The organism is Thiomicrorhabdus xiamenensis, assembly GCF_013282625.1.
Lineage (GTDB): Bacteria > Pseudomonadota > Gammaproteobacteria > Thiomicrospirales > Thiomicrospiraceae > Thiomicrorhabdus > Thiomicrorhabdus xiamenensis.
In genome coordinates, this window is record NZ_CP054020.1 from 2,175,976 (window position 1) to 2,194,608 (window position 18,633).

Here is an 18,633-nt window from a genome sequence, read left to right on the forward strand (position 1 = left end):
TCCCTTAGCGAACGACATGCAATCTCTGGCCGAACATATCCGGGGTCACCAGAACAATACCGGACGATTCTTCAACATAAAAACGTTCGGCATCCGCTACCGGGTCTTCGCCGATAATGGTGCCCGGAGGAATGACGGTTCCTTTGTCGATCACGGCATTCTGAATACGGCAGTTACGCCCTACCTCAACACGCGGCAAAATGACCGAATCCTTAATCAGGCTGTAGCTATGAATATGGCATCCGGTCGAGATAATCGAACGCTTAATACGCGCACCGGAAACAATGCAGCCGCCGGAAACGGACGAATCAATCGCTTCCCCTCGGCGTCCTTCGTCATCGAAAACGAATTTAGCCGGTGGATACTGAGCCTGGTATGTCCAGATCGGCCAGTCACGGTTATAGAGGTTCAACTCCGGTTCGACCGAACACAAATCCAGATTCGCCTTCCAGAAGGATTCGATGGTTCCGACATCACGCCAATAAAGCGGTTCTTCTTTTTCATCTACAAACGGATAGGCACGGACATACTGATCGTCGATAACCGACGGAATAATATCCTTACCGAAATCGCGGCTCGAACTTGGATTATCGCGATCTTCAATCAATTTCTGATACAGGAACTCGGTCGAAAAAATATAGATCCCCATCGATGCCAATGCCATATCCGGTTTGCCCGGCATTGCTTCGGGATCCGACGGTTTCTCGGTAAATTTAGTAATGCGCAACGTCTCATCGACCGACATGACACCGAACCCTTTGGCCTCTTCACGCGGTACTTCGATACAGCCAATCGTTACATCTGCACCTGAATTGGCGTGATCGAGAAGCATTTTGCTGTAATCCATCGAGTAGATATGATCGCCACCAAGAACCAGAACATATTCCGGATTATGGCGACGCATAATATCCAGATTCTGGTACAACGCATCCGCGGTTCCTTTATACCAGTCTTTATCGATACGCTGCTGTGCCGGAAGCAATTCGACAAACTCTCCGACTTCATAGCGCATAAAACTCCAGGCACGTTGGATATGACGGATCAGAGAGTGCGACTTGTACTGAGTCAAAACCCCGATCTTGCGAATCCCGGAATTCACGCAATTGGAAAGAACAAAATCGATAATCCGGTATTTTCCACCAAACGGCACAGCCGGCTTGGCACGCCAGCGGGTTAACTCTTTCAGGCGGCTTCCTTCTCCTCCAGCCAGAACTAGGGCCAGGGTTTTGCGGGTTAAATCCGAGCTGGTTTTGGTCTCAGTGTAATATTTCATTCAATCTCTATCCTCATCTAGCTATCATCGCTTTAAAGAAACGTTCCATTTTGGTGTCGTGCACCAAAATGCATCGCAAAGGAAACCATTTAAAGCAAAAACATGCCTTGAAATGCCTACAGCAAAAAACAATCCTGATTTATTATTTTCTGTTTAACAGACCAGTTTTTTTAAGGTTTTATGACGTCTCAGTCACCTATTCAATAAACTTTTCAGGTTTCCGGTACGCTTTTAGACATGCATCTTTGGCTAGGATAGCAAAAGGGAAAATACTCGGCTCAGATTCTCTTCCGTAATCCAAGGAATCGTATAAAATCTTGATACTACGCAAATTCACATAATTCAATTTAAAAACGAAATCGATTAAAAACCGCAACAGATCACCCAGAAGAGGGTAAAACCGACCCCGCGTTCGGCTTTCACTTTTAGGCAAGCCGCCCGAGAATATCGGTATAATCTGAACCGTTTAAAAAGCAAACGCGATCTGTATTACTTTTTTCAGCAAGGACGCCACTGTCGATGACCAATCAATACCAAAATATAGCCAAACGAGTTTTCAATATAGAAGCCGAAGCCATTGCCAATCTTAGCCAGCAACTGACTGACGACTTCGATCAGGCAGTGGCCGCAATTTTGAAGACGCAAGGCCGAGTGGTTATTTGCGGCATGGGAAAATCGGGACTGATCGGTAAAAAAATCATGGCAACTCTGGCCAGCACCGGAACGCCGTGCTTTTTCATGCACCCCGGCGAAGCTTTTCACGGCGATCTCGGGATGGTTGCGCCAAACGACATTTTTCTGGCCTTGTCCAACTCGGGTGAAACCGAAGAAGTGATTCGCCTGCTGCCATTCCTGAAGGACAACGGTAATACACTGATCTCGATGACCGGCAGACCACAGTCCACTCTGGCAACCAACTCCGATTACCATCTTAATATCGATGTTCCTCAAGAAGCTTGCCCGCACCAGCTGGCCCCGACCTCCTCGACTACCGCAACCCTGGTGATGGGAGATGCTCTGGCCGTGGCGCTGATGGAAGCACGCGACTTCCAACCGCACCATTTTGCACGCTTCCATCCGGGCGGAAGCCTTGGACGTAAACTGCTGACTCGAGTAAAACATGAAATGAGTGCCCAAGTTCCAACCGTCGACCCGCAGGCTCCGATGAGCGAAGTGATCCACGCGATCAGTCAGGGACGCTTGGGCTTATGTGTCGTCGGCAACGGCGTAGGCATTATCACCGACGGCGACCTGCGCCGTCATATGGAACAGGATCCTGCCGGCTTAATGCAAAAAACCGCTCAGGACATCATGAGCCGCCAGCCGAAGTTCATCTCTGCGGAAGCGCGTCTATCCGAAGCTGAAGAAGTCATGAACCAACATAAAATCACCGCCCTACTGGTTCGCGAGAAAGAGCAGGTCGTCGGTATCATTCAAATCTACGATCTGAAATAAACCTTCGTAGAATGCCATGCGAAATCTGCTCTATCTGCTGCTGACCCACCTAGCCCTTCCCGCTGTTGCCTGGATCAGCTGGCGCAAATGCCTTAGAGCCCAAAAAGACAATCCGTCCCTGCCGGATTGTTTTGCCGAAAAGTTCGGCCGCATCCACCCGCAGAAACGGCATGGCATCGTCATCCATGCCGTTTCGCTAGGCGAAACCCGTTCCGTCCTCCCTTTAATCAGCGCCTTGCAGAACCTGCATCCCGACCTGCCGATCACCTTGACCAACGGTTCGGTACGCGGCGCAAAACAATTAGCCGGAACCCTGCCCGAAGGCGTCGAGCATCACTTTCTACCTCTCGACTACCCGTTTGCGGTCAAAGGCTTCCTAGAGTCTCTGCAACCCAAGCTGGTCGTTATTGTCGAAACAGAAATCTGGCCAAACCTGATTCGCGCCTGCGAAAAACAGAATATCCCGATTGTTCTGGCCAATGCACGCTTAAAGACAAGTTCAATGCGCTCTTATCGAAAATTCGGCGGCGCCTGGCTACAAAGCAGACTGCAGGCATTTAAGTGGATTGGCTGCCAGTTTGAGGCAGATAAGCAACACTTTATCGAACTTGGCGTACAGGCCGATAAACTGAGGATTCACGGCAACCTCAAATTCGACCTGACGCTCGATCAGCAACTCGCACACAAGGCCAGGGCGTGGAAACAGCAATTTATTCCGACCGCCGGAGAAAGGTTTATCTGGGTTGCTGCCAGCACCCATAAAGGCGAAGAAACGTTAATGCTTGATGCCCACCGCACCCTGCAGGCGAAACACCCGAACGCGCTTTTGATTCTGGTTCCACGCCAAGCCGATCGATTTTCGGAAGTCGAACAGTTACTTCAGCAACAGCAGAGCAATTACGCCACACGCTCCAGCCGGACCCCCATACAGCAACAAACGGAAGTCTTACTGGCCGATAGCGTCGGAGAAATGATGCTTTGGTTTGAATTGGCGGATGTCGCTTTTGTCGGTGGCTCTCTGGTGCCTTTCGGCGGCCATAACATTCTCGAGCCTGCCGCAGTCGGAACGCCGGTTATCTCAGGAAAATGGCACCACAATCTACAGACACTCTACGATGCGATCAAACAGGAAAATGGGGTAGTTATTGTCGATAGCGCCGAAGCCCTGGCCCAACAGCTACTTCTGTTTGCGGACGCACCCGACCGACGTCAGCTTCAGGGCCAGCAGGGCTATCGGGCATTCCGCAAACACAGCGGCGCCCTGCAGAACCTGCTGCAGGACATTGAGCCGTCACTCAAAAATCATAATCGCCAATAAAAAAGGAGCCTGAGGCTCCTTTTAAAAACAGACTGACCAAGCTGGCTTTTTTATTGCATTCCGTTGATCGTCTTATATTCAGCCATCAAAGCAACCGGCTTCTCTTTTTTATTACTCTTATTCAGAACAAAAACCACCGTTTCGCCTTTAGGACCCGCACCGATCTGCGTATACATATAAGACGGTTCACCAACTTGACGTACAGCATCCATATCTTCTTTTGAAGCGAACACATAAATACGGCCATGCTTTCTCATTTCGCCATAAAACTTGCCTTCAACCTGCGCCTTGCCATCCCAGATCATCGCAGCCGGAGTTTCTGAGCCCTTCTTCTTATCTGCTTTCGCCAGACCGAAGACCAATGTCTCGCCGTGCGGCCCGCCGCCGATACGCGTCAGACGGTAAGCCGTTTCACCGACACTCAAAAATGACTGATAAGTCGCAAAGTCGTAGAAACTGTAATAACGGCCATCATGAACCACATCAAACAGCTTAGTTGTAACCGCTGCTTGCTGAACCGCCGACGCCTCAACCTTTTGCTCTTGTGCTACAGGCGCTTCGTTTTTTACCTGCGCAGACTCACACCCTGCCAACAAGGCCGCACTGATCGCGGCACCAATTACTGCTTTAGAAAACTGCATGGGAACACCCTTTCTCTGATTATTTAAAATTCGTCAATACGCCTGAAAAACGTTGCGCCAAGAATAAAATAAATTAGTAACAGACAAATAACAGCTTGATGACAGTTTTGTTTAAGGTCTAAAAACGCCGAAACGACAGACAATAAAAAACCCGCTTAAGTTAAACTTAAGCGGGTTTTAACGGACAGAATTTCTGTTCGGTTTAGTGCGAGTAGGCTTTATGCGAAAGATAAAGAGCCAAGGCAACTAACATGATCGCCAAAGAGTAGTACAGCAATTCCAGTGGTGCGGTCGGCTTGAGGAAAATCGCCTGCTCGAAGAACATGACCACCAGAATCATCAGAATCACTTTGGCCAGCTTATCTTTAAGATCGTCCAGCGAGTTGATAATCAGAATTTTACTGGTACTGTTGCCTTTCGCCAGATCGATTTTGGAAATAAACAGTTCATACAACCCCAAAGCGAAAATCAACATAATCGCCCCGAGTAGAAAGCCGTCGACCGAACCGACTACATGCGCCACCGTCTGTGCTTTCAAGGTCGCGCGATCAGCATCGCCCAACTCATGATAGTGCGTCAAGTGGGCGATGGTATAGAAGACATCGATCGTCGTGGTATAAAAAATCGCAAACGCCGTCAGCAGACTGGCGATAACCGCAACCATGACCACATAACGGCTATTCCATAGAGCCGATTCCACCACCCTTTCGGTAACGCCTTGCTCTCTTGGCGTACAGACCATTGTGGACTCGTCAGTCATCTCTTCGAACGTTTCTTGTTGCGCTTGTTTTGCTTGTTGCGCCATAAATTTCTCCTTAAACCGAATAAACGGAAAACGTTTATTCTCCGCGTTTCAGACTCTCGATCGTCAAATTATGGTTAGTATAGATACACAGATCGGCGGCAATGGTCAGAGATTTCTCAACCACATCGTGCGCACTGAGTTCGGTATTCTTCATCAGAGCCGCCGCTGCCGCGTAAGCGTAATTACCGCCGGAACCGATAGCGATGAAATCTTCCTGCGGTTCAATCACATCTCCGGTACCGGAAATCAATAACATATTGTCCTGATCAGCGACCAGCATCATCGCCTCGAGCTTACGCAAAGCGCGATCGGTTCGCCAATCCTTAGCCATTTCCACTGCGGCACGCATCAAATGGCCGCTGTGCGTCTGCAAACGCGCTTCAAAGCGCTCGAACAATGTAAAAGCGTCGGCGGTCGCTCCGGCAAAACCGGCAATGACTTTACTGCCGTACAGACGGCGCACCTTGCGCGCATTGCCCTTCATCACAACATTGCCCAAAGTAACCTGGCCGTCACCGCCAATCACCATTTCACCTTCGCGTTTTGCACATAATATTGTGGTACCTCTGAAGGACATCGGCTCTCCTTTATTTCTGGTTTATTTCGAGTACACCGCTGCGAAACGGCGGGGTAATATTTCCATAATCGTTCAATATTAGCAGGCACTATTCTAAAGGAAATCCGCAACAGAAACGAGATGAATAAAATAACGGCGGAATGATTAAGCGTCTCTATCACTCGCTTCAGAGCGAAAAAGTCTGCGCACAATTATTGGCGGCGCTTCTTGGCTCGAGGGTGCGTCTGGTCATAAACTTTGGCAAGGTGTTGCAGATCCAACTTGGTATAAATCTGCGTGGTCGAAAGATTCTCATGGCCAAGCATCTCCTGAACCGCGCGCAGATCTCCGCTGGATTCCAATACATGGGTAGCGCAAGCGTGTCGCAATCGGTGCGGCGACATCTTGGTCGGCAGCCCTGCCTCAGCGGCACGCTTATCCAAGCGAGACTGAATCGAACGCACACTCAAGCGGTTCCCGAACCGGTTTACGAACACCGCCTCTTCTCCGGTTTTCGCATACTCATGGCGTATTGCCAACCAAGCCTGCATGGCCTGCTGCGCTTTAGAACCGACCGGCGCCAAACGTTCTTTGGCTCCCTTCCCGAAAACCTGAACCCAACCTGCAGAAAGATTATCCAGTCCGGGCGACAAGTCCAGCTGAGCACACTCGCTGACACGCAGTCCAGCCGAATACAGCAGTTCGAAAATCGCCTGATCCCGCACATCCTGCCAAGAATGCAGTGGTTGATCCAGCAACTGTGAAGTCAGATCCACATCCAGACTTTTCGGCAAAGGCTTAGGGAGTTTAGGCGCTTTCAGCCCTTCGGCCGGATTGATTTTGAGCTGTTTGCGTTCCAGCAGAAACTGAAAAAAACTGCGCAGGCTGGAGAGTTTACGCGCCAGGGAGCGCGCCTTGATTCCTTCGGCAAAACGCTGACTGATAAAGTGCTGGATATCTTGAGAATGCAGCCGAGTCCATTCGACACGGCCGGATGAAGAAACTATCTGCAGATCTGAATGCGTCAGATAGTCGATAAATTCGTTTAAGTCCGCGCGGTAATTCTTAATGGTATGAGGCGATCGGTTCTGCGCCTGCATCGATTCGCAGAATCGGACAACGGCCGTATCTAATTCCTGCGACGAAGCATAGCCCTGCTCTTCCCGAGACAACTCAGTCACTCCTTCTCCGAGGCGGTCGCCGGCTCCACGACACGTAACTTTGCACGTTCTCCGGAAGACGCCTTCGGTTTTCTCAAAGGCTGGGCCTCTTTATTGAACAGGCATTTCAACTTGGCATCGACCATTTCGCAAATCAGACGTAAAAAGAAGTGTCCGAAGTCGTTTTCAAACCGCAGATCATGGCTGCCCAAAACCAGTATCCCCCAAATCCGTTCTTCCCCTAAAGGCAAAATACACACGGAATGAATCGACTCGCCGTTTTCAAACAACCCTTGACGCCACTCCTTTTCCAGAGCGCCGCAGAACGGTGTCTTCGGCGATAAGAGCGCACTTAATGCGGCGGTCCACTTTGCTGACATCCCAAGCTGGCGAATACCGGCAACACTGCGAATCGGCATATCAAAAGAGTGAATCACACTCTGGTCAACCCGGAACAACTCACGAAGCTGATCATGCAGCAACCGAACCGCCTCTTCTTCCGTTCGACTCGCCATCAACCCCGAATTCAATTGCATCACCCGTTGGAAAAGCTGACCGTTCTCTCCGGCAATATCCAGCATGGTTTCAACTTCGACCTGATAACGGTCCCGCTGTTCGCGGAACTGGTGTAGCTGACGTTCAATCAATGAAATGGCATTGCCGGTCTGCGGATGTGGCAAACTCAGCGTCTCCAGCAATTCCGGATGACTATGAAAAAAATCCGGATGCTCATGCAGATAACGGCTGACCTCCTCCGGCAACAGAGTACGATCACTCATCGGCAATGACTCCCTCGAAAACCGTTTCCGCCGGCCCAGTCATCCAGACGACGGAATCGGGCTTACCACTCCATTCGACCAACAGGTCGCCGCCCGGCAGGCGAATTTTGACACGATCGCTGACCAGTCCCCAGTTATGCAGTACCACCATCGCGGCACAAGCACCGGTTCCACACGCCAGAGTTTCCGCAGCGCCGCGCTCGTAAACGCGCAAACGCACTTCTTCGAAATCGAGTACCTGAGCAAATCCGACATTGACCCTTTCCGGAAAAAGTTCGTGCGACTCCAGGGCTTCACCCAAAGCTTCAACCGGCGCGGCATCGATGTTGTCGACCTTAACGACCGCATGCGGATTCCCCATGGAAACCGCACCAAGCACCACGTCTTCGCCAAGAACAGGAACCAGATAGCGTTGCTGCTGCTGCGGCACCAAAAAAGGCAAGCTCTGCGGCGCAAAGTTCGGCACCCCCATATTCACTTTGACCCAGCCGTCATCCTGAACATACAGCACGATAATGCCGGAAGCGGTCTCGACGCGAATCTCTTTTTTATCGGTAAGCTGCTTGTCGACCACAAAACGGGCGAAGCAACGCGCGCCATTACCGCACTGCTGAACTTCGGAACCGTCAGCATTAAAAATACGATAGCGGAAATCCACATCGACCTGCTGCGCCGGTTCGACCACCAGCAACTGATCAAAACCGATACCGAAATGGCGGTCGGCCCAGCGACGAACCTTTTCTTCGGAAAACGTCACCTGCTGGTTGATGGCGTCTATGACCATAAAGTCATTGCCAAGCCCATGCATTTTGCTAAAGCGTAACTCTTTCATCCTGTATTCTTTATTGTTATTTCTCTTAATTGCCCCTTGCACTGCGGATATTGATGCAGTCGGACAGCGTTGTGCCACATGCCCGGGGAGGCATTTCACTTCTGCTGAATTTAGCAAACAAAGCGACAACAGGCAAACCGCCATAAAAACCATTTTTCCGTTCAAGCAAGCGCCTGGAGACGCTTCAGAGGAAGCTTAGACAGCTGTCGGAAAAAACATTTTGCTTTGTAAGGAAGTATTATGACTTATTCACTGCTTCCTTAGCGACAAAAAAGCTTGATAAGTTTTATAATGCCCCCATTAATCCAATTCGGCGGAAAACTCCCGCCCCATCGAAAACCAAATAAGCATTCCAGATTAGAAAGAGATTGAAAGGACCCGAATTATGATGACGCCAAAAGAGATTGTGCACAGCTTAGACGCCCATATCGTTGGTCAAGCAGAAGCAAAAAGAGCCGTAGCCGTTGCGCTGCGCAATCGCTGGCGTCGCAGTCAACTGTCCGAAGAGTTACGCGCCGAAGTGACACCGAAGAACATTCTGATGATCGGACCGACCGGGGTCGGTAAAACCGAAATCGCCCGCCGTCTGGCGAAATTGACCAACGCCCCCTTCCTGAAAATCGAGGCAACCAAATTCACCGAAGTCGGCTATGTCGGGCGAGATGTTGATTCGATTATCCGCGATCTGGCGGAAACCGCGGTCAAAATGCAACGCGAGCAGGCGATGAAAGAGGTGCAGCGTCAGGCGGAAGATCGTGCCGAAGAACGTATTCTGGATATTCTGCTGCCTCCGGCGCGCGGCCGCGAAGAGGACAGCTATAACAATATGTCCGAAACCCGCCAGAAATTCCGCAAGCGTCTGCGCGAAGGCGATCTGGACACGAAAGAGATCGAAATCGACCTTAGCGCAGCGCCAAGCCATGTGGAAATTCTCGGTGCGCCGGGAATGGAAGAGATGACGCAACAGCTGCAAGGCCTGTTTGAAGGCATGGGTCAAGGCAAAAAAGAGAAGCGCAAGATGCCGATCAAACAGGCGATGAAAGCGCTGATCGAAGAAGAAGCGGCAAAAATGGTCAATGACGAACAGATTAAGGCGCAGGCCATCGAAAGTCTTGAACAGAACGGCATCGTCTTTATCGACGAAATCGACAAGGTAGCCAAAAATCAGGATAACAGCAGCGGCAGCGTTTCCCGCGAAGGCGTACAGCGCGACCTGCTTCCCCTGATTGAAGGCTGCAGCGTGTCCACCAAATACGGCATGGTTAAAACCGATCATATCCTGTTTATCGCGTCGGGCGCTTTCCATCTTTCCAAACCGTCGGATCTGATTCCGGAACTTCAGGGGCGTCTGCCGATCCGCGTCGAAATGAAATCCTTGAGCGTAGACGATTTCGTACGCATTCTGACCGAACCGAAAGCCGCCCTGACCACTCAGGCAATCGCCCTGCTGGGAACCGAAGGTGTCGAACTTTCGTTCACCGACGAAGGGATCCGTCGTCTGGCGGAAATCGCCTTCCAGGTGAACGAAGGCACGGAAAATATCGGCGCCCGCCGTCTGCACACCGTTCTGGAACGCCTGCTGGAAGACATCTCCTTCGAGGCGTCCGATATGCGTGGTGCGCGAGTGGAAATCACCGCTCAGTTTGTCGATGAGCGTCTTGGCGAACTGGCGGTCGACCAGGATCTGTCACAATACATTCTATAAATTGGAGAGAATCCGTGCCGCATCCAATCGAAATCAAACTGCACCAGAAATCGCGTAAACTGGAAATCGGTTTCGATACCGGGGAAACCTTCGAGCTCAGCTGCGAGTTTTTGCGCGTCTACTCTCAGTCGGCCGAAGTAACCGGCCACGGCCCCGGGCAGGAGACTCTGCAACTGAATAAACAGAATGTGAACATCGAGGCTATCACGCCTGTCGGCAATTACGCCGTCAAGCTGCATTTCGACGACGGTCACGACACCGGACTTTATACCTGGGAACGCCTGTACGATTTAGGGAAAAACCAGCACAAGTACTGGATGGATTATCTGCGCCGTCTTATGCGCGAGGGGCATTCCCATCCTGAACTGGACGCATTAAAATCGCAACAAACCCATTAAATGACCGTCAGTACAGCCGGCTAGCAAAACGAGGAAAATTATGAGCGACAAGAAATCCACCATCGACTTTGGCTTCACCGAGGTTCCCCTCGAAGAGAAAGTCAAACGCGTCAAAGGCGTCTTCGACTCGGTTGCCGGCAATTACGACATTATGAACGATGTCATGTCGATGGGTGTTCACCGCCTGTGGAAGCGTCAAACGATCGATCTGAGCGGCGTGCGCCCGGGGCACAAGGTTCTGGATCTGGCCGGTGGTACCGGTGATCTGACCAAAGCCTTCGCCAAGCGCGTCGGCAAAAGCGGTCAGGTGGTTCTAGCCGACATTAACGAAAGCATGGTTCGGGTCGGCCGCGACCGCCTGATCAACGAAGGCATCATCGGCAATGTGGAATACACCATTACCAATGCCGAAGCGCTGGCTTTTCCGGACAACACTTTCGATCTGGCAACCATCGCCTTCGGTCTGCGTAATGTCACCAACAAAGACAAGGCTCTGGCCGAACTGTACCGGGTTTTGAAACCGGGCGGTCAGCTGATGATTCTAGAGTTTTCCAAAGTGACCAATCCGGCTTTCGCCAAGCTCTACGACTTCTACTCGTTCAATATCCTGCCCAAAATGGGCAAAGTCATAGCCGATGATGAAGAAAGCTACCAATACCTGGCAGAGTCGATTCGCATGCATCCGGATCAGGAAACCCTGAAACAGATGATGCTCGATGCCGGCTTCGACAAGGCCGAATACATCAATATGACTCAAGGCATTGTCGCCCTGCACCGCGGCTGGAAGTACTAGACGATCAGGAATAAAACCATGAGCACCGAACTGCAAAGACTCCCGATTTTTCTCGCCGAAGCACTGGAGAAGACATTAAACGGCAGCTTACGACTCGACAGCGATCACGGCGCTTCGATCAAAGCCTTGCCGGAATGCATCATCACCTTGCAGATTCTGCCGCTGAAAACGCCTTTCTACTGCCTGATCAATGAACAACAGATCTCGGTGCAGACTCACCTTCAGGGAGAAAGCGACGCCTCCATCTCCGCTCAGGCGGCAGACTGGATCGCGCTCAAGCATGCGAAGGATCTGTCCTGCTTCGAACTTGACGGTAATCGCGACTTGGCGCAACAGTTCCTGCACGCTCTGGCCGCAATCGATATCGACTGGGAAGAGCACCTCTCCAAGATCACCGGTGATCTGATCGCGTTCAAAGTCGGTCACGGAGTACGATCCTATATGCAGCTCAAACGCGACCAGCGCGATTACATCATGCAAACCCTGAAAGAGTACCTGCAGTTCGAACTTCAGGCCGTACCGAGCAAACCGCAGATCGCCGCTTTCAGCCAGGAAGTCTCCGCTGTCGAGCAACGCCTGCAAGAGCTGGAACAGCGTTTTAACCAGCTCGACGCCTCTTCAGTCAACCGTTAACCCCATTTAGAAGCACATTCATGAAAGCCATCAAGCAACTGCGCCGCCTTATTAAAATCAACCGAGTCCTGAGCCATTACGAAATCGATAAAATGGTGCTGAGCGGCAGTAAATTCGCCTGGCTGGTCTGGTTTAACAAACTCTTTCCGTGGAACTGGAAAACGCCGTCCAAACTGAGCCGTGGCGAACGCATTCGCCTGGCTCTGGAAGAACTCGGACCAATTTTCATCAAACTCGGTCAGGCACTTTCGACCCGTAAGGATCTACTTCCGTACGACATCGCCATTGAACTGGCCAAATTGCAGGATGATTGCCCGCCGTTTGACGAACAGCACTCGCTGCAACTGATCGAAAAAGCATTGCAAAAACCGGTCGGCGAAGCTTTTTCGGAATTTGACCCTATGCCGATGGCCTCCGCGTCTATCGCTCAAGTTCATGCGGCCAAACTGCACGACGGCACCGAAGTGGTCGTCAAGGTTGTGCGTCCGGACATTAAGCCGGTGATCGAACAGGATGTGGCGATTATGTATATCCTTGCCAGCCTCTTCGAAAAGGCCGTCAAAATCGCCAAACGCCTGCATCCGGTCGAAGTGGTCGCGGAATTCGAAAAAACCATTCTCGACGAACTGGATATGATCCGCGAAGCGTCAAACGCCGCGCAGCTGAAACGCAATTTCGAAGACTCGGATCTGTTGTATGTGCCGGAGATTTACTGGTCGCACACCGCCGAAAACGTCATGACGATGGAACGTATTTACGGCATCCGCATTTCGGAAACCGAAAAGTTGATTGAAGCCGGCGTCGATCTCAAAGACCTTTCTGCCAAAGGCGTAATCATCTTCTTCACTCAGGTCTTCAAGCATAATTTCTTCCACGCCGACATGCATCCCGGCAATATTTTTGTTCTTCCCGACGGTCGTTACGCCGCGATCGACTTCGGTATTATGGGAACTTTGACGCCGGAAGATCAGCGTTATCTGGCAGAAAACTTTCTGGCATTCTTTAACCGCGATTATCTGCGCGTTTCCGAACTGCATATCGAATCCGAATGGGTGCCATCCGATACCCGTGTCAATGAGCTGGAAGCGGCGATTCGTTCTGTCTGTGAACCGATCTGGGATCGCCCGCTGAAAGAGATCTCCTTCGGTCTGGTGCTGATGCGCCTGTTCCAGACTGCACGACGTTTCGGGATGGAGATTCAGCCGCAACTGGTTCTGCTACAGAAAACCCTGCTTAATATCGAAGGACTGGGACGCCAGCTGGATGACGAACTGGATCTGTGGGATACCGCCAAGCCTTTCCTCGAAGATTGGATGCAGGAACGTGTCGGACCTAAAGGCCTGGTTAAAAACATCAAGGCCAACCTGCCTTTCTGGATGGAACAAGCACCGACTTTACCGGGTCTGTTGCACACAACACTAAACAAACTTGCGCATCAGGGCGTAGGCCTGCAGTCTGAACAGTTACAGAAAATCGAACGCGAACTGGAAAAGCAGAACCGCCAAAACCGTAACCGCTGGATCGCCGTTGCTCTCGCCGCTGCGCCATTCCTGGCCGCCAGCCAGAATATGCCGCTGGATCAAAATGTCACCTTGGCAATCTGGCTTTTGGCTGTCTGGTTCCTGATTAAAAAATAAATGCGATCTTCGTGAATAGCCGGGCCAGACCCCGGCTTTTTACTATTTAGCGCACTGTATTTATGGAGAAAATTATGTTATCCCGTCTGGCCCTCTTGACACTGTTTTCCGTACTTTTAAGCGCCTGCGCCAGTTCAAACCCTCTAGGCATGAGCGATGAGCAATGGCAACAGCTTACGCCAGACGAGCGCAAAGAGCTGTTATTACGCGAACAGCAGATCCGTGCCGAGCGCAGCAAAGCTCAACAGATTGCGAACAATCAGGCTCGCGAACTGGAGCTTCAGCGACAGATTGAAGAACAGAAACGTCTCGATAAACTGTACGCTGCACCGCAGAACGGCAATGTCATTCGCGTTAATATTATGGGCGGCAGTTTCCAGCGCGATAAGCAGCACTATAAAATCATGCCGCAGAGCTACACGCTGGCTCGGGGAGAACGCTATGAAATTGATATCGAATTGCGTGATGCCGCTAACGGCCGCTTGAGGGATCTGCCAGCCTATCTTCATTATCGTCCCGACGGAGCCGGTGTAGAATTGAGTCTGCATTATCAGAACAGTTCGGATCAACTGCGCTTTCTGAATGATGGCGACTGGCAGTGCGGCAGCCACTATCAGCAGTCGCTGAGACTGGACAAAAAAGAACTGATCAAACTGAAAACCTATATCGAATACCTTGGCGGCAAGGCAAACCGCTGCAACCGATATCGATAACAAATACTAGTGAGGAGTCCTACCGATGCGAAATTACCATAAAAAAAGCTCGGTCAGCCTGAAAACCATCCTGCTCGGCCTGCTACTGAGCCTAAACCTTTCCCATGTAAGTGCCGGAGACGTACTTCCGCTGGCCGTCGACCTGCAGAAAGCGGGGCAATCCGCCGCCAAAAAGAATGTTCCGGTGGTTATTTTCGCCACGGCAACCTGGTGTAACTACTGCAAGAAACTGGAACAGAATATTCTCTACCCGCTTCTGCAGACGACCGATCTGGAAGAGTACGGGCATTTCAGTCAGCTGGTTCTCGACAAGGATCACTGGATGATGAAAGATTTCCAGGGACGAGACATCGAAATGAAAACTCTGGGACCGAAACTCGGCGTCAAGGTTGCTCCGACGACACTGATTTTCGACTCTCAGGGCAACCAGATCGCCGATCCGATTATCGGTCTTACGCTTGAAGAGTTCTATCCGGGAAATCTCGAACGCGCCATCAATCAGGCACTGGAAAAGCTGGGCAATCCAAAACGGGTCGACATCTATAAGATGGTTGAAGAGAGCAAAGTGGATTATCAGCCGCAATAATCTCTCTTCCCCCCCGTGACCATATAACGCAAAAGGCTCGGAACTCCCGAGCCTTTTTACTTTTAAATGACTTTTAAACAGCTGTTAAACGCCTATTAAAACGTCCTAGACAACTAACGCAGCTGATAACGCGGTTCACTCATTAAAGGCGCAACCAGCTCGACATCGCGATCCTTATCCAGCATCTCGATCATATCGTCGTAGGACTGAATCGGTTTGACATCGATAATCACCGTATCCGGCTTCGGCAAGCGGGTCACCAGACGAAAACCGTAGCGTTCAATCACCTCATCAAGGTGCTTCGCCCGATAGGTTTTTAAAAGAAAAGTTCCGGTCAGAACCGCATTACGCCCGGTCTTTTTATTCAAAAGCACCGGCATAAACTGCAAGTTTTTGCCCTGTACCGTTCGTAGCTGAGGCCCGCAGGTTCGGCGTTCAAACCACGGCTCCGGTGTCTGATAGATATACCAGCCGCCATGACGCTCGAGCAACTCCAAGCCCATCGCTGCCGGCAAATCCTCCGGCGCCGTCATGGAAGCAACCCGCTGCAACTTTGCTTCATACACCTCGGATCCAGCCATCTGCGTTACCAGCTGACAAGGCAATAGATACGCCTGTACCTGAAAAGAGAGGAATAAGCCGGCGATTGCCAGTAATTTCAAAAAGGTTCTTTTAAACAGCATATTTACGACTCATGCACATAGAATTTAAGAGACCAATCGACCAGCTTTCCTTCGCCGGTCAGCTCGGCTTGTGAATCCAGATCACGGACAATTAACTTCCAGTCGCCATTCAGGTTTTCACCATAAAACGCATGACTGATCATCGGGTAATCAATAATATCTTGCTGCTTATCAAATCCATGGAACGGGGTCATTAAAATGCTCTGGGTACCATTCGGCGACTCGAGAAGTATTTGATAATCGCTGAAATCAAAGTTTGTTGCTTCAATTTCGGGATGCTCTGAATCATAATTTGGAAGCCCATCGGTTCCTGAAAGAGAAATAATAAGCTGAACACTCTCGACAATCGGGTTCCCCGTCTCGTTAACGCTTAGAGTTTCACTAATCCCTGATGCAGATGCATCGGGGATCTCACCGGTATTGGTAACCGGACCGGCGAAACCGTTGTCTCCCGGAAGCAGTTGCATTGCCGGAAGGAGCGAGTAACCGTTCTTCGCCATACTGATAGCGGCATCCGCATCCAGAGCGCCAAAACCGAAATAATTGGAAAAATGATAACCTGCCGCATTATCGACCCAGCCATCTTCGAGCACAACCTGACTCAACCCAAGCGTCAAAGTTTTTTCGGCGTAGCCCGGATCGATCTTACGCGCCGTTGTTGCCAGAATATGCTTGATATCACGCCAGGTCAAAGCCGGATTCGCTTCCAGTAACAAGGCCGCGGCGCCACTGATGATCGGCGTCGCTGCGGAAGTTCCGTTAAAAATACTGATGTAATTACACTCAAGGTTCTCTTGCGTATTTCCATTATCGAAATCCGAAGAACTGTAGGTAGAATCGGTTTGACTATAACCCGCGTCACAGCCGCTTTGATCCGTTGTCAGCATGGCGGGGCTGAGCTGCCCGTATTCACCACCCGGAGCTGCAATCCAAATCGACGATCCTGTACTGGCATAGCTGGCTCTCTCGCCCTCTGCGTTAAATGCCCCGACCGGGATCACAAACGGATAAGCCTGATCACGTTCAAGATTCGTATTGAAACAGGTCACACCGTTTTCGATTGCCTGGGTACATTTCTCTACCGGCAGCGGGTTATCCGCAGGATTGACGTACTCACTGTCTTCGTGACCGGAAAACTCATTCCCGGCCGCTTTGAAATACAAAGCACCTTTGCCTTCTCGCAGATTTTCCGTTCCCCACTGTTGCGCATACACTAAAACAACGTAATACAGCTCTTCCCCGCTCGGCAGATCATAAGTTATGGTTCGTCCGTAACTCAAATTGAAAATATCGACCTGAGGAGAAGTTAATTCCGGGTAATTGCCGTTATTGACAGTATCCTGATAGCCCAGCGCAGCCAATTCGTTCGGATAGTCCTGGGCCAAAAGCATATTGTACCCGCGCAGTTCTGCGCTCGGCGCCACGCCCGTTATACCGAGTGCATTCCCCCCGCGGGCAGCGAGATAACCGGCGACACTGGTGCCATGCCCACCGCTGGAATAGGTCGCGGTCGGGTTATGTAATCCCTGTCCATTGGAAGGAACCGTGTCTTCGGCGACATAAGTGAAGTTATAAGACGCATCGGGAACAACATTCTGCTGCAGGTCTTCATGGGCAATTTCCAGATCGGAATCAACGACCGCGATTTTGATGCAATCACCGCTGTACCCCTGAGCCATCTGACCGGCGGCGAAAATATTAATATCTTCACCGGCGACACCACCGCTTCCGTCAGCGGTCAAAGCTGTTTGGCCAGTATTTTCCAGATACCACTGATACCCGAACAGAGAATCATCAATCGAAGTTATCGGGGAATCTTCGCCGCAGGTTTCGTACTCAACCGCGGGTGTATCCGATGAACCGCCTCCACCGCCGCAGGCGGTTAAAACACTCGAACATCCCAACAGCAGCAACAAATTAAATCCGGACTTCATATATCAACTCCATGGCAGCCCGATTAATTGAGCGCCCAATTCCCCTGAAAACGGCTCTGTGCCGAAGAGTCCGAAGAGTCCGAAGAAGACTTCATCAGACTGGCCCAATTAGGCAAACTCTCAGCAGAGGGCGCCGAAACCTTGACTAACCCCTGATATTGAATCGATTGCAATCCCTTTTCCCGTTTAAGCGGCGTCAAAACAATTTCACCGCTCATCGTCCATTTTTGTTCGGCAGAGAGTTTAATAATGACCTGCTCATCCTGCTGACTGACGGTAATAAACACCGGCGGCAAGGATTCCCCCAGAAAGCTGAATCCGTTGAGACGCATGGCGCCCTGTGTTTTTTGCAACCATTGTCCGGCATCGACCCACCGGGTTTGCAGAGAAATCCCCTCGAGTCGTCCGCTTAAACCGTTCAACCAGCGTCCGATATCCCGATTCAATGCCAGCAGCGGCATAATATCTTCAAACTGGAGCGTACCTTCACTGAGACTTAGCGCAAGGTCGCCCGACAAAAGAGACCACTCTGCGGAGAACGGCAATTCACTGCTTCGTCCGCGGAACTGCCCGTTCAGCTGCGGATGCAACAGCAACCAGTCGAGATAAGACTGCTGCCAGCGCAGAATACCCAAAGGCTGATAATCCGGATTCGCAAGCCCGATAGCCAGAGAACCCTGCGCCAAATCTCCTTTAAGTTCACTTAACTGAACAGGCTTGTTTTCCATGCCT

General features: G+C 50.9%; 19 protein-coding genes. 9 read left to right on the forward strand and 10 right to left on the reverse strand.

What is annotated here, in order from left to right:
* Window positions 1–4: 4 nt before the first annotated feature.
* Complete coding sequence (glgC, locus tag HQN79_RS10025; protein WP_173286132.1) at window positions 5–1,273, reverse strand: glucose-1-phosphate adenylyltransferase; 1,269 nt, start codon at window positions 1,271–1,273, stop codon at window positions 5–7.
* A 519-nt stretch (window positions 1,274–1,792) separates the two neighbouring features.
* Between glgC and HQN79_RS10030 the strand changes: the two genes are divergently transcribed.
* Together HQN79_RS10030 and waaA are read left to right on the forward strand one after the other, a co-directional pair.
* Window positions 1,793–2,728 carry a KpsF/GutQ family sugar-phosphate isomerase gene (locus tag HQN79_RS10030; protein ID WP_173286134.1) on the forward strand — a complete coding sequence of 312 codons (936 nt, stop codon included), beginning with the start codon at window positions 1,793–1,795 and terminating at the stop codon, window positions 2,726–2,728.
* Between the two features lie 16 nt (window positions 2,729–2,744).
* A complete protein-coding gene (waaA, locus tag HQN79_RS10035) occupies window positions 2,745–4,046 on the forward strand; it encodes a lipid IV(A) 3-deoxy-D-manno-octulosonic acid transferase (protein WP_173286136.1) in 1,302 nt (433 codons plus the stop codon).
* 50 nt (window positions 4,047–4,096) lie between these two features.
* Here waaA and HQN79_RS10040 read toward each other — a convergent pair whose 3' ends face one another.
* The 6 genes from HQN79_RS10040 to dapF form a co-directional block, all read right to left on the reverse strand.
* Window positions 4,097–4,687 carry a hypothetical protein gene (locus HQN79_RS10040; protein WP_173286138.1) on the reverse strand — a complete coding sequence of 197 codons (591 nt, stop codon included), beginning with the start codon at window positions 4,685–4,687 and terminating at the stop codon, window positions 4,097–4,099.
* A gap of 202 nt (window positions 4,688–4,889) precedes the next feature.
* Entirely contained in the window at window positions 4,890–5,492 is a 603-nt protein-coding gene (locus HQN79_RS10045) for a YqhA family protein (protein WP_238843355.1), read from the reverse strand.
* Between the two features lie 34 nt (window positions 5,493–5,526).
* Entirely contained in the window at window positions 5,527–6,069 is a 543-nt protein-coding gene (hslV, locus tag HQN79_RS10050; protein WP_173286140.1) for an ATP-dependent protease subunit HslV, read from the reverse strand.
* A gap of 191 nt (window positions 6,070–6,260) precedes the next feature.
* Window positions 6,261–7,229, reverse strand: coding sequence for a tyrosine recombinase XerC (gene xerC / locus HQN79_RS10055; protein ID WP_238843356.1), 969 nt, complete (start codon window positions 7,227–7,229; stop codon window positions 6,261–6,263).
* The gene (locus HQN79_RS10060) at window positions 7,226–7,987 is read right to left on the reverse strand and encodes a DUF484 family protein (RefSeq protein ID WP_173286142.1); all 762 of its coding nucleotides are present in this window, start codon (window positions 7,985–7,987) and stop codon (window positions 7,226–7,228) included. Before HQN79_RS10060 ends, xerC begins: the two co-directional genes overlap by 4 nt.
* Entirely contained in the window at window positions 7,980–8,819 is an 840-nt protein-coding gene (dapF, locus tag HQN79_RS10065; RefSeq protein WP_173286144.1) for a diaminopimelate epimerase, read from the reverse strand. The genes HQN79_RS10060 and dapF overlap by 8 nt, the downstream gene beginning before the upstream one ends.
* Window positions 8,820–9,204: 385 nt before the next feature.
* On the opposite strand from dapF, the gene hslU reads away from it, so the two are divergent.
* The 7 genes from hslU (at window position 9,205) to HQN79_RS10100 (ending at window position 15,284) form a co-directional block, all read left to right on the forward strand.
* Complete coding sequence (gene hslU / locus HQN79_RS10070) at window positions 9,205–10,524, forward strand: ATP-dependent protease ATPase subunit HslU (RefSeq protein ID WP_173286146.1); 1,320 nt, start codon at window positions 9,205–9,207, stop codon at window positions 10,522–10,524.
* A 14-nt stretch (window positions 10,525–10,538) separates the two neighbouring features.
* Window positions 10,539–10,922 (forward strand): gamma-butyrobetaine hydroxylase family protein, encoded by a 384-nt coding sequence (locus HQN79_RS10075; RefSeq protein ID WP_173286148.1) that lies wholly within the window; start codon window positions 10,539–10,541, stop codon window positions 10,920–10,922.
* A gap of 40 nt (window positions 10,923–10,962) precedes the next feature.
* Window positions 10,963–11,715, forward strand: coding sequence for a bifunctional demethylmenaquinone methyltransferase/2-methoxy-6-polyprenyl-1,4-benzoquinol methylase UbiE (gene ubiE, locus HQN79_RS10080; RefSeq protein WP_173286150.1), 753 nt, complete (start codon window positions 10,963–10,965; stop codon window positions 11,713–11,715).
* Window positions 11,716–11,733: 18 nt separating this feature from the next.
* Window positions 11,734–12,348: a ubiquinone biosynthesis accessory factor UbiJ gene (locus tag HQN79_RS10085; protein ID WP_173286152.1), complete on the forward strand. Its 615-nt coding sequence runs from the start codon at window positions 11,734–11,736 to the stop codon at window positions 12,346–12,348.
* A 20-nt stretch (window positions 12,349–12,368) separates the two neighbouring features.
* Window positions 12,369–13,985, forward strand: coding sequence for a ubiquinone biosynthesis regulatory protein kinase UbiB (gene ubiB / locus HQN79_RS10090; RefSeq protein ID WP_173286154.1), 1,617 nt, complete (start codon window positions 12,369–12,371; stop codon window positions 13,983–13,985).
* 74 nt (window positions 13,986–14,059) lie between these two features.
* The gene (locus HQN79_RS10095; RefSeq protein ID WP_173286156.1) at window positions 14,060–14,698 is read left to right on the forward strand and encodes a hypothetical protein; all 639 of its coding nucleotides are present in this window, start codon (window positions 14,060–14,062) and stop codon (window positions 14,696–14,698) included.
* Between the two features lie 25 nt (window positions 14,699–14,723).
* Window positions 14,724–15,284: a thioredoxin fold domain-containing protein gene (locus HQN79_RS10100; RefSeq protein ID WP_173286158.1), complete on the forward strand. Its 561-nt coding sequence runs from the start codon at window positions 14,724–14,726 to the stop codon at window positions 15,282–15,284.
* 113 nt (window positions 15,285–15,397) lie between these two features.
* Here the strand turns inward: HQN79_RS10100 and HQN79_RS10105 are convergent, their stop codons facing one another.
* The 3 genes from HQN79_RS10105 to HQN79_RS10115 are packed head-to-tail and all read right to left on the reverse strand — an operon-like array spanning window position 15,398 to window position 18,629.
* A complete protein-coding gene (locus HQN79_RS10105) occupies window positions 15,398–15,946 on the reverse strand; it encodes a hypothetical protein (RefSeq protein WP_173286160.1) in 549 nt (182 codons plus the stop codon).
* A gap of 23 nt (window positions 15,947–15,969) precedes the next feature.
* On the reverse strand, window positions 15,970–17,901 hold the full coding sequence (locus HQN79_RS10110) for a S8 family serine peptidase (RefSeq protein WP_173286162.1): 1,932 nt from the start codon (window positions 17,899–17,901) through the stop codon (window positions 15,970–15,972).
* Window positions 17,902–17,924: 23 nt separating this feature from the next.
* Window positions 17,925–18,629 carry a hypothetical protein gene (locus HQN79_RS10115; RefSeq protein ID WP_173286164.1) on the reverse strand — a complete coding sequence of 235 codons (705 nt, stop codon included), beginning with the start codon at window positions 18,627–18,629 and terminating at the stop codon, window positions 17,925–17,927.
* Between the last annotated feature and the right edge of the window lie 4 nt (window positions 18,630–18,633).